A 14,928-nucleotide genomic window follows, 5' to 3' on the forward strand; every position below is an offset into this window, starting at 1 on the left:
TCGACTGTCATCAGACAGCTTCGCCCAGCAGAACGTCCCTGACCTCGTCGGAGAATGGCTTTTCGCGGCCGGCCACCAGCACCGATTCCGGATCGTCGCGATCCGGAATGCCGCGCGGCATGCCGTGATCGAGCAGGGCTTGCGCGCAGCCGGCCCAATCGCCGCGACTGACCGGTTCATTACAGGACGCCCACGACAGGGTTCCGGACGCGTTGTCGCCAAAGCCGTGCTGCTCGGTCCATTCCGCGCCGTGCTCGAGCAGGAAGCGTGTCAGCCCGGCATTGCCGCGGAACACCGCATGATTGAGCGCTGACGCATCCCAATCGCCGCCACGCACCGTGATGGGCCAGCCGAGCTCGACCATCAGCCGCACCGCATCGTCGCCGCCCGCCGCGGCGAGCTCGGGAAGCAGCCGCAGTTGCTGTGGTGAAAGCGATCCCGGAAGGTCTGGCCGGGCGGCCTGGATCCGCCGCGCTTCGCTTTCGTTGCCACCGCTGCACGCCGCGACGAACCGCTCCTCATCGGCGAGCGTCTCGTCGCCGGTACGCTTCCGCAGCAGCTCGGCGACCTCGGTCAGTCCAAACTGCAAGGCGTAGCGGTAGGCGCTGAGACCGTCCGGTGTCGTGATGCGTGGATCCGCGCCGGCGTCGAGCAAGGCCGCGATGCAGGTCCGCGATCGCCGCCGCCGGATCGCCCACATCAGCGGCGATCCGCAATCCGTCAACGGCGCGTTGCAGGCCGGCTCGTTCGGATCGCCGCCATGCCGCAGCAGCAATTCGAGCGCCGTTACGTTCTCGTCGTCGAGCACCTTGTACATCGCGTTGGTGCCGGCGATGCGCGCGCCGTGCTCGAGCAGCAGGCCAGTCGTCACGGAGCCTTCGAGCGAGTGATACAGCGATTCATTGTCGTTCGGATTGGCTCCCGCTTCGAGCAGCAGCCTGGTCAGCGCGAGATCGTGATTGCGCCCGGCCGCGCCATACAGCGCCGACAGCGGATTGCTGTCATCGGGCACGTCAAGCGATCCCGGCGGCCAGCGGCTGCTGATGTGCTGGTCGGGATCGGCGCCGGCCTCAAGCAGCAGGCGCGCACAGCGATGCAGCCGTGCCTGAAATTCCGGAATCTGCAGCAGGCTGGAATGCGTCACCGCGACCAGCGGCGGCAGTTTTAGGGGACCACCGGGACGGTTGACCCATGTAGGATCACTCGCTGCGGTGCGCCGTATCGTCTCTTCATCGCCGATCGCGCAGGCCAGATAGGGATCGCCGGCCACAAGATCGGGATCCTCGGTGAGCATCCGCACCGCGACGCGCGGATGGGCGCGATCGGTGGTGCCGTCGACATCAGCGGCATAGACCAGCTGCAGCCATCGCCGCACCCGGTCGGTTTTGCTTTTGCCAGGCGGCAATTGGGCTTCGACATAGCGCCGCAGGTCCGGCCACGAGGCAAAGCCGAGATCGCGCGCCACGCAGGACTGCGCGTCGTGGAGCCGCAGATCGAGTGCGGCGATTTGCGCGTCGCTGCGCCCGACCGCAGCCGGAAGCGCCTGCCGGAAACGGGCGTAAGCCTCCGGCACCTGTCGCCGGTAAAGGCGAATGAGCTCCTTGGCCTGCTTCTTCAGATGTTCGAGATTCAATCGCGCGGGCGATCGGTCCATGGAAACCTCCGTGCATCAATCGCCGATGGTCCACAAAACCGGCTGCACAAAGGCTTGGTTGGCCGCATATCAGGTGCAAGTGGGTTCAACCCTTCCCGTGGACCCGGGCGCGGCTTGCACCGCAGATGCAAGGATATGAGCGACGCTTGTGTCGGTCAACCCGCCGGTGCGTGATGTCATCTGTGACAATTGGACGTGGCCGCGGCGCTGGCCTATAGGTCGGCGCATGCGATTGAAAACCAGCATATGGGTCGCGGCGTATCTGCGCCGCTGCCAGACCGAGGGCGTGTTCGGCGCGATCCGCAAGAAGGGCGCCGAGGAAGCTGGCGCCGTGTTCGTCAAGGTGGCGCTGATGGACGGCAACGCGATGCTGTATGCACCGGCGCCGCAGACGGTCTATGACGACAGCCGTCCGGCCGAGCGGCTGTTCGTGCCGACGGCGCTGCAGCCGGTGTCCGAGCCTTCGATCGAGGAGCGATTGACCAAGGAGCTCCGCTTCGATCCCGATGCCTGGATCGTCGAGACCGAAGATCGCGCCGGGCGGCACTTTCTCGATTTGGCGAAGGCCTAACTTCCAGACTTCTTGTTGCGAATGCCAGGCGCGGTGCCCGGTTGAATCGCCTGTCGCGTCGGCGAAGATGCCGCGCGCACGCGATGGCGCTCGTCGTCATACAGCGACGAGCGATACTTGGCGCGCGCCACCGCCATGGTCGAGCCGCGCCATGCCGCCAGCATCACCAGCGCGGAGCGCTCGCTCAGGCGATCGTAGAGCCGCGACAACCGATAGACGTAGTTGACCGACGAGCCGGCTTCCGGATTGAGAAACATCAGGATCCGCTGGAACGCGGCGCTCGAGACGTCAAGCGCCCGCATCGCGCAGGCGAGCGGCTCGCCGCCGGGATCGTTGACGACGTCGGCGGCGATCCGCGACGGCAGGATCAGCGCCTCGCCGAGTTCGAGTGTGAAGTTGTCGAGGTCCTCGGCAAACGCCGCCATCTCCAGGATATGGATCGCGCGCGCGGCGCGCGCCGCCGGAATCCGCGCCGCGGCCTTCAGCGGCGTCTCCTGCAGATTGTGCAGGATCTGCGCGCGTTCCTTCGCGCTGGCGGCAAAGAACATGTCGGAGACTTCGGCGGCATCGTTCGGCCGCATAGCAAGGCTCGCGGCCATCCGCAGCTCTGCCTCGGTCGGGATCTTGGCGGGCAGCGCGGACGGTACGGGCGCGGGAATTGGCGCGGCAGCCGCAATCGGCTGGTCAGGACCGGCGCGGCGCAGCCCGAGCTTGTCCACGATCATCGCGGGCGTTGCCGGATAGATCGCAAGCCGCGCACGGACGGCGGCGCGGGTTGCGTCGTCGACCTCGTCGATCAGGCGCGACGTCAGCTCCACGAACTGGCGCTCTTCGTCGGCGGAGTGCGCGCTCGCCTGCACGTACAGGTCGGTCAGGACGCGCAGCAAAGTGGGGCGGATGTCGACTCCCTCGCGGCGGGAGAGCGTCATCAGCCCATCGAAACCAGGAAATAGCGGAGCTGCGCTCATCTCGGGCGTACGCGACTTGCCAATAAGACTCGGTTTGAAAACCTTGTGACAGCGAGCCTACGCAGGCTGTTTTAAGACGCAGTTAAGGAAAACAAGCCGTGAAGGCGAACGCTCGAATTTGCGCGTGTCTATTAAGGCACAACGCCATATCCGTAACCGTCCGTATCGGCAGCTTAAGATGTCGTTAACCATGCGCGTTCTTAACTCGGCGAGCGCGGGGCAAATCATGTCCGTGCGGGGCCAGAGAGAACGGAACATGGGCACCATCGTTGAGTTTCCGGCGGATGCGGCTGCACGGCGGCCGAGCGCTGTCGGTGCTGCCGGCGAAGGCATGGGGACCGTGCTGATCCTTCCCGTCGTGCGGATCGAGCGAACGACGGAGGAGACCGGCGGAGGTCGCGGACCGGAGCAGGGCACTGCGCAGGGCCGTCGTCGCCGACGCCGCTCCTGATCCAATGCCGGAACTTGCGCAGCGGACCGCCGCCCGGCGGCCACTCCCGGCGCTGATCCTGCTGTTGGCGGGCTCGGCGCTCGCGGGCTGCAGCGGCGGCGATTTCGGCCGCACCCGCGCCGACTTCCGCAACGACGACATGCATCGCTGGATCGGTGCCGAGGCGACCGGCAGCATCGGCAAGAACGCCTCGCAATTCCAGCTCACCGAACACGAACGTCAGCTGCGCGATCTCGCTTATCAGTTCATCGAGCCGCCGCTGTCGCGACCGGCATGGAAGAGCGTGTACGGCGACTACCAGCCGCTGCCTTCGCCGTGGCGGCAGAAGGTCGTGTTCGATCGCACGGCGTACGGCCGCAATTTGATCGACGAGCCACATCGCTCGTTCGCCTCGCGCTATTCGCTGCTGATCGACCAGGTCCGCGACGACATCACGCGCTTCGAGCCGTTCTTCGCCACCGCGATCCAGGTGATCGAGCTCGATCGCAAGCGCAGTGCCAGCCTCAAGATGATCGCCGATCTGTCGCCGCGCGAGAAGGCGGACGCGGTGGCGCGGATGGAAGAGAACACGCTGATCGTGCAATGGGTCCAGCAGAGCCTGGAGCGGCGGATCTCGTCCTATCGCTGGGCGCTGGAGCGGCTGGTGATCCAGGCGCCCGACGGCATGGCCGCCGACGCCGAACGCCAGATCAACGAGCTCGCCCGGCTCACCGCTAACGCGCCGTTCGTCTCTGGACCGGTCACGGGCCAGGCCGTGGTGTCGAAGGGCTAGGCCCGCTTCATCTTCCTTGTTGTGGATCTGACGCGGCGGCTGTTCGCCTGCCGTGGCAGGCTCGCAATGAACTCCTTCAGCGCATCGGAGGGCGGGTGGGCCGAGGGGTAGGCGAGGCCGACCTGGCGCGTCACGTCGACATCGATCGGGCGCACCGCGACATCCGGATTGCCGCGCGCCACGCCTTCGGGAACGATCGCAACGCCAACCCCGGCCGCGACCAGCGCCATCGCCCATTCCTCGGATTCCGCGATCGCCACCGGCTTGCGCGGCGGCGACGTGCGCTTGAAGAATTCCTGCTGCTCGCAATGGCAACGATCGATCATCGGAACGCCCGCGAAGTCAGTGGTCCGCAGCGTCTCTTTGAGGGTGAGCGGATGCGACGGCGGTAGTGCTGCGACGTAGCGTTCGCTCCAAAGCGGGATGAAGCGCTCGCCGGCGTTGATCATCGACTTGGCGACGATCCGTGCATCGGCCTTCTCATTGGCGCCGACCAGCCGAAGCGCGAGATCGGCATTGGCCGTCAGCGGCTTGAGCAGCGCGATCGTCCGCGCCTGATCGAGCGTGCGCAACAGGCCGAGCGTCAGCGCCTGTCTTGTCGCGGGTTTGCGAAACAGGTTTCGCGCCGCGTCCGCCTCGTCGATGATCCTGCGGGCGACGCCGTGAAACTGCGCCGCGGACTCCGTCGGCGCCATGCCCTTCTTGTGCCGGATGAACAGCGTGGTGCCGAGCTCGGCCTCGAGATTTGTGATCGCCGCCGAGATCGACGGCTGCGAGATGAAGCAGCGCTTCGCCGCAGCGGTCAGGTTGCGCTCGCGGTAGACCGCGGCGAAATAGCGGAGTTCGCGGATATCCATAGGCCTGTCCTATCGTACCGATAGATAGACAATATTTTACCTATGGAAGGGCCGATGGCAAGCCTGTGCTGAATTCAGCGGAGGACTGGCCATGCGCATCCACCATCTCAACACCGGCACCATGTGCCCGATCGGCAAGCGGCTCGTGAACGGCAGCGGCAGCATCTTCCAGCGCGCGCGGATGGTCTGTCATTGCCTGCTCGTCGAGAGCAGTGACGGCCTCGTGCTGGTCGATACCGGCATCGGCTTAGATGACATCGGCGACCCGCCGCGGCTGGGGCGGAAATGGGTGCGGCAGACGACGCCGCGGCTCGATCCGGCCGAAACGGCCGTGCGTCAGGTCAAGTCGCTCGGCTTCTCGCCCGATGATGTGCGGCATCTGCTGCTGACGCATCTCGACCGCGACCATGCCGGCGGCGTGCCGGACTTTCCGAAGGCCAGGGTGCATGTCGATCGCAAAGAGTACGACATGGCGGTGACGCATCAGGTCGCGCCGCCGGAAGGCCGCTACATCACGGCGCAGTGGAAGCACGGGCCGGACTGGGCGTTCTACGGCGCCGGCGGCGAGGACTGGTTCGGCTTCAAGGGGGTGCGGGCGCTCGGCGATCGCGAGCCTGATATCCTGATGATCCCGCTGCCGGGCCACACGCTCGGGCATTGCGGGATCGCGGTGCGCGACAAGGAAAGATGGCTGCTGCACGCCGGCGATGCGTATTTCCATCACGCGCAGCTCGATGCCCGGCCGCGGATCCCGCTGGTGCTCGGCATGTTCCAGCGCCGGGCCGACATGGATCGCGCGACGCGCATCCAGAACCAGGAGCGGCTGCGCCAGTTGAAGGCGGCGCATAGCGGCAGTGTCACGATCGTCAACAGCCACGATCCCGTCGATTACGAGACCTGCCGTTGCGGCCGCCACACGCTGGCTGCGAGCTAGCGCTTGTTGCGCGCCGCGGGCGGCGGCGCGGGAGCGGGGAGCGGTGGCGGCGCTTCCTGCTTGGCTGCGGCCGGCTCGGTCTGCAGCTTGCAGGACGAGGCCGCGAGCGAGGCCTGTGCCTGCGGCATCAGGCCGGGCTCCGGCGCCAGCGCTTTCAGCAGGATCAGGCCGGTCGAGGTCGGCGAGTCGATGATCAGCCGGTCGGCGGCGGTGACTTCCTCGTCCTCCGGCAGCTCGTTGTGCTGCGCTTCCGTCATCAGATCGAGCTCGATCACCTTCTTGCCGGCGGAGCGGTCGTTGATCGCGTAATAGGCGACCTCGTTGCGGGTGTAGAACGACACCGACGTATAGGCCTGGCTGACCGGCACGGTGAGCTTGAGCGGCCCGGTGGAGAGATCGTAGCGGCAGATCGCCACCGCGAAGGCCGGATCCATCAGCGGCATCGGCGAGTTGCTCGGGTCGGCCAGCGGCAGCGGCGTCACCTCGTTGAGCTTGGTCATCGGCGTCAGCCGCGAATAGGCGTCCTGCGAGGCGATCCGCGGCAGCGCCAGCACGCTGACGAGATGGACCACGCCGCCGAGCAGCACGCCTGCGAGGATGGTGAACAGCACGCGGATCATGGGCAGCCCGTCGTTGCGATCGAGGGCATCGGCGCGTCGCGCTGGGTGCGGGTCGCGACCCCGACCGGCGTGTCGTAGAGGCGCAGCATCAGCGCGTAGCGTTCGATGCCGCCGGTCGGCAGCCAGTTGCCGGCGCGCGAGCGCGAGGCGATGTGGATCTCGAACGTGCCGTCGGAGGCGCGCATGATCTCCTGGCTGGTGAAGCCGTAGCGCTGCAGCGAATTGGCGACGAGGTGGCCCTTGCGGTCGAACAGCGTCAGCGTCCAGAACCGCGCCGCCGGCGTCACGCCGCTGACCACGATGTCGCAGCGGCCGTCGAGCGGCTTGTTCTTGTCGTCTGACGTCGCCGAGAACGCGATGCCGTCGCCGGTGCCGATCGGCAGCTCGCCGCTGCGCGCGATCGTGGCGCGCGAATAGGGGTCGACGTCGGAGGTGCCGTTCTTCGGCCGCGCCGTCCAGGCGCCGATCTTCAGCGTGCCGAGATCGGTGCCGCGCGTCGCCGTCGCGTAGGTCAGGCCGAGGCCGACGGCCGTGGCGATGACGAGTGCCAGCAAGGTGGTGAGGAGGAGCCGCACGTCAGTTCTTGCGTGGCGCAGGTGCTGTCGTGCCGTCCGGTCCGGCCGCGGCAACGTAGTTTTCGGGGAACGCCAGCGCGCTCGAGGACTCCGCCTTGCCGGTCTTCGAGGGCTCGTTCAGCGTGGTCTTGTTGGCGGTCTTGGCGGCGTCGTCGAGCAGCTTCTCGACCCGCACCAGGATATCGGCACCGCGCTTGGTCAGCACCGGCGGCGGACCCGGCTTGGTCTCCAGGATACGCGGCGCTGCGTTGGCCTGGGCATTGGCCTGCGCCGGCTGCGGCGGCAGCTTCTGGCCCATGCCGACGCCGTTGAGTTCTTTCACCTCAACACCCTGATGCGCGGCGACCATGATGTCGTGCCAGGTCTGCGCCGGCAGCGAGCCGCCGGTCATGCGGTTGGTCGGCGAATAATCGTCATTGCCGTACCAGACCGCGCAGGTGAAGTTGCCGGTGTAGCCGACGAACCAGGCGTCGCGATAGGCATTGGTGGTGCCGGTCTTGCCCGCGGTCGGAATGCCGTCGAGCGCGGCGCGGCGCGCGGTGCCTTCGCTGACCACGTGGCTCATCATGCCGGCCATGTCGGCGGCGATGTTCGGCGGAATCGCTTGCCGCGGCTTCGGGCCGTCGCGGTCCCAGCGCCACACCAGGTCGCCGGCGCCGGTGCGCACCTCGAGCACCGAATGCGGCGTCACCGCCTTGCCGCGGTTCGGGAAGGTCGCATACGCCACCGCGTGCTCGATCACCGTGACTTCGTCGGAGCCGATCGGCAGCGACGGCGTATCGGGCAGCGGTGCCTTGAGGCCGAAGCGGCGCGCGACCTCGACGATCTTGGCGCGGCCGGCCTTCGGGCCTTCCTTGCCGCCCAGCGCGATGGAAAGCTTGACCGGCACCACGTTGATCGAACGGGTGATCGCCTGCGTCAGCGTCACCTGACCCGAATAGGAATGGCCATAGTTCTGCGGGCACCAGTTGCCGATGCAGACCGGGCCGTCAACGATCTTCGAGTTCGGCGTGAAGCCGTTCAGCAGCGCCGTGGTGTAGACGTACGGCTTGAACGACGAGCCCGGCTGCCGGTAGGCGTCGGTGGCGCGGTTGAACTGGCTCGCACCGTAGTCGCGGCCGCCGACCATGGCGCGGATGCCGCCGTCGAGATCGGACACCACGGTCGCGGCCTGCGTCGCGTGATAATCCCGCCCGAACTGGCGGAGTTGGTTCTCGATCGCTTCCTCTGCCGCCTTCTGCACGTTCATGTCGATCGCGGTGCGGACCACGAAGACGCGCTCGGTGTAGGATTTCGGGAAGGTGTCGACCAGCTTGCGCATCTCGTCGAAGGCGTAGTCGAGATAATAGTTCGGCGAGTTCTCGTCGCGCCGGTCGACCGCGACCGCCGGATTGCGGCGGGCGCCGAACACCTGGCCCTCGGTCATGAAGCCGGCATCGACGAGGTTGTCGAGCACGACGTTGGCGCGGGCGCGTGCCGCGGGCAGGTTGATGTGCGGGGCGTATTTGGTCGGCGCCTTGAACAGGCCGGCGAGCATTGCGGCTTCCGCGAGGTTCACGTCGCGCACCGACTTGTTGAAATAGAAATGCGCCGCGCCGTCGACGCCGAAGGTGCCGCCGCCCATATAGGCGCGGTCGAGATAGAGCTTCAGGATCTCGTTCTTGGTGAGCCGCGTCTCCAGCCAGATCGCAAGGAAGGCTTCCTTCACCTTGCGCTCGATGGTGCGCTCATTGTTCAGGAACAGGTTCTTGGCGAGCTGCTGGGTGATCGACGAACCGCCCTGCCGGACGCCGCCGGCCTGCGCGTTGGTGACGAGCGCGCGGGCGAGGCCCGGAACGTCGATGCCGAAATGGTCATAGAAGCGACGGTCTTCGGTCGCGAGCGTCGCCTTGATCAGATTATCCGGAAAGTCTTCCAGCGGGATCGAGTCATTATGCTTGATGCCGCGGCTGCCGATCGGGTTGCCGTAACGGTCGAGGAAGGTCACCGCGAGGTCGGACTTCTTCAGCCAGTCCTCGTCGGCGGTCTCGCGGAAGGCGGGGATCGCGAGCGTCAGCATCAGGATCATGCCGCCGAGCCCGATGGTCGCGGCCTCCGACAGCGGCTCGATGAACACCCAGCGCTTCCAGCGGCCGACATAGAAGCGGTCCATGAAGGTGGAATAGCGCTCGTAGAGTTCGCGCAGGCCTTTGCCCGACGAGAACAGCGTCGAGTCGATACGCGCATCGAGGTCCAGGAAGAAATTCCGGACCTTCTGTTTCCAATGCGACGGCATGATCTGAAGGACCGGACCCTTGATCAGTTCGACAGCGCTGCGGGCGCCCGAAATGGGCACAGGCCAGCGTCTTGCTTCGATGTTGCGGCAATCCCAAGGCGCTTTTGCGTCGTTGGGGACTCGTTCGTTGTTCTATCCGAGCGGCTGCCATAAACCAATGGCGCGGCTGGTGAATTTAATGAAACCCCTAACGCTGCCCACCGGCTTTTTCGACCCCGCAATATCACCCCCTTGCGGAGGGAGCGCCGGCGTCCCAAGAAGGGCTTTACCGCCATGTCAGGGATATCATGACCGCACCGCCCAAGCGCCCGTCGGGCCAGGAGGGATTCTTCTGGAAAACCAAGACGTTGGAAGAGATGTCCAACGCCGAATGGGAAAGCCTGTGTGACGGCTGCGCACGTTGCTGCCTGGAGAAGCTCGAGGACGAGGACACCGGCAAAATCTATTTCACCCATATCTCCTGCAAGCTGCTCGATTCCGGCCTGTGCACCTGCAAGGACTATCCGAACCGCTCCGACCAGGTTCCGGATTGCGTCCGGCTGACGCCCGAGAACGTCCGGACCTTGAACTGGCTGCCGCCGAGCTGCGGCTACCGGCTCGTGGCCGAGGGGCGGGACCTTTACTGGTGGCATCCCCTGATCTCCGGCGATCCCAACACCGTGCATGAAGCCGGGGTCTCGGTACGCGGGCGGGTGGAAGGCACCGAACTCGACGTCAACGACGCCGATCTCGAGGATCACATCGTGCGCTGGCCGGCCCTTCTGCCGAAACGGGCACAATTGAAGAAGCGGCCCAAGGTCTCCAAGTAGGTCTTCAAGACGTAACGTTGACGGCGCGCGAGCCGGCGCCGGCTGTTCTGCAATCACGTCATCGCGAGAACACTGCCGTGGGATGCACCCATGCGCTGAGGTGCCTGCCTCAGCAGCGAATTGCTGCATAAATTGCGGATCAGAGAACGATTCCATCGCGGCACGCGCCCGCGCAGCAGCATTACGCCCCAAATGAACAAGTATGAACGGCAGAGCCGGATTCCTGCCGACCAAGAGACATTGCCTGACGACATTGCCGCAGAGCTGTCTCACCTCCCGAGCGAGGTGATCGAACTCAGCGACGCGCCGCCGCTGGCGCCGCCGGCCCCGCTCAATCCGGACGAAGTCCGCACCATCGTGATCAGCCTCATGCTGACGATGTTCCTGGCTGCGCTTGACCAGACCATCGTCGCGACGGCGCTGCCGACGATCGGGCGCCAGTTTCACGACGTCACCAACCTGTCCTGGGTGATCACGGCCTATCTACTCGCCTCCACCGCGGTGGCGCCGGTGTTCGGAACGCTGAGCGACATCTATGGCCGCCGCGTCATGATCATCACCTCGCTCAGCCTGTTCGTGGTCGGCTCGGTGCTGTGCGCGATCGCGCCCAGCATGACCATGCTGATCATTGCCCGCGGCCTGCAAGGGCTCGGCGGCGGCGGCATCATGCCGGTGGTGCAGACCGTGATCTCCGACGTAGTGACCCCGCGCGAGCGCGGCCGTTATCAGGCCTATTTCTCCAGCGTCTGGATGGCCGGCGGCATTCTCGGCCCGGTGGTCGGCGGCGTGTTTGCCGAACATCTGCACTGGTCGATGATCTTCTGGATCAACCTGCCGCTCTCGGCGGCGGCGCTGGCGCTGCTGCTGCCGAAGATGAGCAAGATCCCGGTGTTCCACCGCAAGCGCAAGGTCGACTGGCTCGGCGGCGTGCTGCTGATGGCCTCGGCCGTCGTGCTGATGCTGGTGCTGACCTGGGGCGGCACGCGTCTCTCCTGGCTGTCGCCGACCATTACCGCGATGATCGGCGCCTCGATCGCGCTCGCCGGTGCCTTCGTCTGGCACGCGCGCCGCGCCGACGAGCCGTTTCTGCCATTGTCTCTGCTCGGCGGCTCGGTGGTGCCGTTCGCAATGGGCGCCGGCGGCTGCGCGCTCGGCGCCATGGTCGGGCTCACCGTGCACCTGCCGCTCTATTACGAGGTGGTCTATCACCTCACCGCCAGCGAGGCCGGCCTTGCGCTGATCCCGCTCGCGGCGATCTCGACCTTTGGCGCTGCGATCGCCGGGCGGACCATGGCGAAGGCCAAGCACTACAAGCGCGTCGCGATCGTCGGCACCTCGGTGGCCGCGATCTGTGCCGTCGGCATGGCCGTGACGACGCTGCCGCTGTGGGGATTGCTGCTGTTGATGAGCGTGTTCGCGCTCGGGCTCGGCACCACATTCCCGATCAGCGTGGTGTCGCTGCAGAACGCGGTGGCGCGCCCGCAGGTCGGCACCGTGACCGGCGCGATGAACTTCTTCCGCGCGATGATGGCCTCGTTCACGGTTGCCGCCTTCACCACCATCCTGCTGATGACGCTCGGGACCGACATCTCGCTCGCCGGCGAACATCATGCCGCGTCCGCCGGCACCGTCGGCGCGATCCCGATGGCCGACATGATCACCGCGTTCCGCTACGTGTTCGGTGCCGCCGCCGTGCTGCTGACCACGGCTTCCATCTGCATGATCACGATGGAAGAACGCCCGCTCGCCGGTCCGGCCGCGCAGCCAGTCGAGATGGCGGAGTAGGGGCGGTAGCCGATCTCACCGCTGTCGTCCCGGCGAAGGCCGGGACCCATACGCCGCGGCGGATGTTGTCGGTGGCACTCGTCGTTGCAATAGCGCTTAACAATTCGCATCGGTGGTTATGGGTCCCGGCCTTCGCCGGGACGACGTTGAGTTTGTGGCGCGGCCTGTGAGTCATACAACCGCGTTCTCGCGACATGATTTGTCCGAGTCTTGCATCTCGTTCGCCCTCCCACTTGGGAGGGGCGCAGGCCCACGCTTTTATTCCCGCGCTGCCTCAAATTTATTCAGCCTGTCAGCGCCCACCCACTACTTTAGTTGTCGTCCACGCATGGCGATCTGCGCGCAGTTTCACTTGCTGCGCGTTTTGTCGCAGCTATAGTCCGGCCCCAAGAGCTCGAAGCAGCCGAACAAAAAGAGGAGAGAAACAGGGTGAAAAGAACACCGCGACTGCCTGTTCATGCGATGCAGCAACTTGCCGGAGCGGCCGTGTTGGGCCTTTTGGCAGCCAGCCCCAGCGGCGCGCTGGCGGCTGACACCCTCAAGATCGGTGTGATCGCCGAAGCGCAGGCGATCGCCGGGGCGTCGATCCCGCAGGCGGCGCAGCTCGCCGCCGACGAGATCAACGCCAGGGGCGGCATCGACGGCCGCAAGATCGAAATCGTCTCTTACGACAATCACTCGTCCTCGGCAGACTCGGTGCGCGCATTCCAGCGCGCGGTCAACGAAGACAAGGTCAATGTCGTCATCTCGAGCTACATCAGCGAAGTGGTGCTGGCGCTCGAGCCCTGGGCTTCGCGCCTGAAGACCCCGTTCGTCACGCCTGGCGCCGCCTCCAACGAGATCAGCAAGAGCGTCCACGCCGATTACGAGAAGAACAAGTACACCTTCCACGGCTATCTGACCTCGGCGGCGCTGGCGCTGTCGGTCTGCGATGCCGCCAAGGAGCTGCTGGTCGATCAGAAGCACATGAAGACCGCGGTCATCATGAGCGAGGACGCCGCGTGGACCAAGCCGCTCGACGTCGGCTACGAGGAGTGCCTGCCCAAGATCGGGCTCAAGGTCGTCGACCATATCCGCTTCTCGCCCGACACCACCGACTTCACGCCGATCTTCAACAAGGTCGAAGCCGCCAAGCCCGACGTGATCATCACCGGTATCTCGCATGTCGGCGTGCAGCCGACGGTGCAGTGGAAGAACCAGCAGGTGCCGATCCCGATGTTCGGCATTTCGTCGCAGGCGACCAACGAAACCTTCGGCAAGGACACTAATGATGCGGCCGAAGGCGTGCTGTATCAGGGCGTGTCGGGCCCGAACGTCGCGGTGACGCCGAAGTCGGTGCCGTTCGCGGAGGACTTCAGGAAGCGCTACGGCAACTATCCGTCCTATGCGGGCTACACCGCCTATGACGAGGTCTACTACATCGCGGATGCGGTGAAGCGCGCCGGCTCGGTCGAGGCCGACAAGATGGTCGATGCGCTGGAGAAGACCGATTGGGAAGGCACCATCGGGCGCGTCCAGTTCTACGGCAAGGACGATCCGTTCACCCATTCGATCAAGTACGGCAAGGGCCTGATCACCGGACTGATGCTGCAGTGGCAGGGCGGCAAGCAGGTGGCGGTGTGGCCGAAGGAGGTCGCCAAGAGCGATCTCAAGTTCCCGAGCTTCATCAAGCTCACCACCAACTGACCGATGACAATGCTCCCGGGCCGGTCCCGGGAGCATCCGCATTCAGTTCCGCGTCCTCCACAACAGGCAGCTTTGCTGCCGCGGCCGATTTGAGATGCTTGCCCTACAAATCCTGATCGATGGCTTTGCCATCAGTGCGCTCTATGCGCTCGGCGCCACCGGCTTCACCCTGATCTTCGGTGTCTCCGGCGTTCTCAACCTCTCCCACGGTGCCATCATGGTGGCCGCAGCGGTCGCGGCCTGGGCCGCGGCCAGCGTCCTGCATCTCGACATCTACTCCGGCGCGCTGTTCGGTGTCGGCGTGGCGCTGATCATGGCGTTCGCGACCTATTTCGCGGTCGTGAAGCCGATCCAGAATTCGAGGCGGATCCCCAACGAGGAGAAGGAAATCTTCGTCCTCACCGGCACTTTGCTGTGGGGCATCATGATCCAGGAGCTGATCGCCTATTTCTTCACCAACAATGCCAAGACGGTGCTGCCGATCGTCGAGGGTGTCGTCGATATCTTCGGCAACCGCACGCCGCGCAACAATATCTTCACCGCGCTGGTGTGCTGCCTCGTGATCGGCCTGCTCTGGCTCTTGGTGAACCGCACCCGCACCGGCAAGGCGGTGCTGGCGGCCTCGATGAACCCGCGCGGCGTCACGCTGCTCGGACTCGAACTCACCCAGATCTACATCGTGGTGTGGGGCATCTACGGCATCCTGGCCGGCATCGCCGGCGTGCTGCTCGGCATGTTCCTCGGCGTCAGCTCCTACAGCGTCGGGCCGCTGACCGCGAGCGCGTTCTCGATTGTGGTGCTCGGCGGCCTCGGCAGCGTCTCCGGCTCGCTGATCGCGGCCTTCGTCGTCGGCTATCTCGAGACCATCACCGCCTACATGATCTCGCCGGCCTACCGCACCATTCCGGCGCTGCTGCTTTTGGTGTTCGTGATGTATATCCGGCCTCAAGGCCTGCTCGGGAGGCGCTGAG

Annotated in this window: 14 protein-coding genes; 8 read left to right on the forward strand and 6 right to left on the reverse strand. The window is 65.6% G+C overall.

What is annotated here, in order from left to right; genetic code table 11:
- Nucleotides 1–10: 10 nt before the first annotated feature.
- On the reverse strand, nucleotides 11–1,654 hold the full coding sequence (locus ACOIX3_RS13810) for an ankyrin repeat domain-containing protein (protein ID WP_420970356.1): 1,644 nt from the start codon (nucleotides 1,652–1,654) through the stop codon (nucleotides 11–13).
- A gap of 226 nt (nucleotides 1,655–1,880) precedes the next feature.
- On the opposite strand from ACOIX3_RS13810, the gene ACOIX3_RS13815 reads away from it, so the two are divergent.
- Nucleotides 1,881–2,225 carry a DUF1491 family protein gene (locus ACOIX3_RS13815; protein WP_420970357.1) on the forward strand — a complete coding sequence of 115 codons (345 nt, stop codon included), beginning with the start codon at nucleotides 1,881–1,883 and terminating at the stop codon, nucleotides 2,223–2,225.
- Here the strand turns inward: ACOIX3_RS13815 and ACOIX3_RS13820 are convergent.
- Complete coding sequence (locus ACOIX3_RS13820; protein ID WP_420970358.1) at nucleotides 2,222–3,154, reverse strand: DUF2336 domain-containing protein; 933 nt, start codon at nucleotides 3,152–3,154, stop codon at nucleotides 2,222–2,224. The genes ACOIX3_RS13815 and ACOIX3_RS13820 overlap by 4 nt on opposite strands.
- Nucleotides 3,155–3,449: 295 nt before the next feature.
- Here ACOIX3_RS13820 and ACOIX3_RS13825 point away from each other — a divergent pair, with 295 nt between their 5' ends.
- Nucleotides 3,450–3,644, forward strand: a complete 195-nt coding sequence (locus tag ACOIX3_RS13825; protein ID WP_097670912.1) for a hypothetical protein — start codon at nucleotides 3,450–3,452, stop codon at nucleotides 3,642–3,644.
- 4 nt (nucleotides 3,645–3,648) lie between these two features.
- Entirely contained in the window at nucleotides 3,649–4,416 is a 768-nt protein-coding gene (locus ACOIX3_RS13830; RefSeq protein WP_420970359.1) for a hypothetical protein, read from the forward strand.
- On the opposite strand, the gene ACOIX3_RS13835 is transcribed toward ACOIX3_RS13830, so the two are convergent.
- A complete protein-coding gene (locus tag ACOIX3_RS13835) occupies nucleotides 4,413–5,273 on the reverse strand; it encodes a LysR family transcriptional regulator (protein ID WP_420970360.1) in 861 nt (286 codons plus the stop codon). The genes ACOIX3_RS13830 and ACOIX3_RS13835 overlap by 4 nt on opposite strands.
- Nucleotides 5,274–5,364: 91 nt before the next feature.
- Between ACOIX3_RS13835 and ACOIX3_RS13840 the strand changes: the two genes are divergently transcribed.
- Entirely contained in the window at nucleotides 5,365–6,207 is an 843-nt protein-coding gene (locus ACOIX3_RS13840) for an MBL fold metallo-hydrolase (RefSeq protein ID WP_420970361.1), read from the forward strand.
- Here ACOIX3_RS13840 and ACOIX3_RS13845 read toward each other — a convergent pair.
- The 3 genes from ACOIX3_RS13845 to ACOIX3_RS13855 are packed head-to-tail and all read right to left on the reverse strand — an operon-like array spanning nucleotide 6,204 to nucleotide 9,677.
- A complete protein-coding gene (locus ACOIX3_RS13845) occupies nucleotides 6,204–6,827 on the reverse strand; it encodes a DUF1254 domain-containing protein (protein WP_420970362.1) in 624 nt (207 codons plus the stop codon). The genes ACOIX3_RS13840 and ACOIX3_RS13845 overlap by 4 nt on opposite strands.
- The gene (locus ACOIX3_RS13850; RefSeq protein WP_029082050.1) at nucleotides 6,824–7,402 is read right to left on the reverse strand and encodes a DUF1214 domain-containing protein; all 579 of its coding nucleotides are present in this window, start codon (nucleotides 7,400–7,402) and stop codon (nucleotides 6,824–6,826) included. The genes ACOIX3_RS13845 and ACOIX3_RS13850 overlap by 4 nt, the downstream gene beginning before the upstream one ends.
- 1 nt (nucleotide 7,403) lies before the next feature.
- Nucleotides 7,404–9,677 carry a PBP1A family penicillin-binding protein gene (locus ACOIX3_RS13855; protein WP_342729263.1) on the reverse strand — a complete coding sequence of 758 codons (2,274 nt, stop codon included), beginning with the start codon at nucleotides 9,675–9,677 and terminating at the stop codon, nucleotides 7,404–7,406.
- A gap of 287 nt (nucleotides 9,678–9,964) precedes the next feature.
- Between ACOIX3_RS13855 and ACOIX3_RS13860 the strand changes: the two genes are divergently transcribed.
- The 4 genes from ACOIX3_RS13860 to ACOIX3_RS13875 all read left to right on the forward strand — a co-directional run bounded on the left by ACOIX3_RS13860 (nucleotide 9,965) and on the right by ACOIX3_RS13875 (nucleotide 14,927).
- Complete coding sequence (locus tag ACOIX3_RS13860; protein WP_092125191.1) at nucleotides 9,965–10,486, forward strand: YcgN family cysteine cluster protein; 522 nt, start codon at nucleotides 9,965–9,967, stop codon at nucleotides 10,484–10,486.
- A 192-nt stretch (nucleotides 10,487–10,678) separates the two neighbouring features.
- Complete coding sequence (locus ACOIX3_RS13865) at nucleotides 10,679–12,271, forward strand: MDR family MFS transporter (RefSeq protein ID WP_420970363.1); 1,593 nt, start codon at nucleotides 10,679–10,681, stop codon at nucleotides 12,269–12,271.
- Between the two features lie 462 nt (nucleotides 12,272–12,733).
- A complete protein-coding gene (locus ACOIX3_RS13870; RefSeq protein ID WP_420971730.1) occupies nucleotides 12,734–13,957 on the forward strand; it encodes an ABC transporter substrate-binding protein in 1,224 nt (407 codons plus the stop codon).
- 94 nt (nucleotides 13,958–14,051) lie between these two features.
- Nucleotides 14,052–14,927, forward strand: coding sequence for a branched-chain amino acid ABC transporter permease (locus ACOIX3_RS13875; protein ID WP_092125194.1), 876 nt, complete (start codon nucleotides 14,052–14,054; stop codon nucleotides 14,925–14,927).
- The last annotated feature ends 1 nt before the right edge of the window (nucleotide 14,928 follow it).

The organism is Bradyrhizobium sp. B120 (assembly GCF_049075665.1).
In the GTDB taxonomy this organism is placed as follows: Bacteria; Pseudomonadota; Alphaproteobacteria; order Rhizobiales; family Xanthobacteraceae; genus Bradyrhizobium.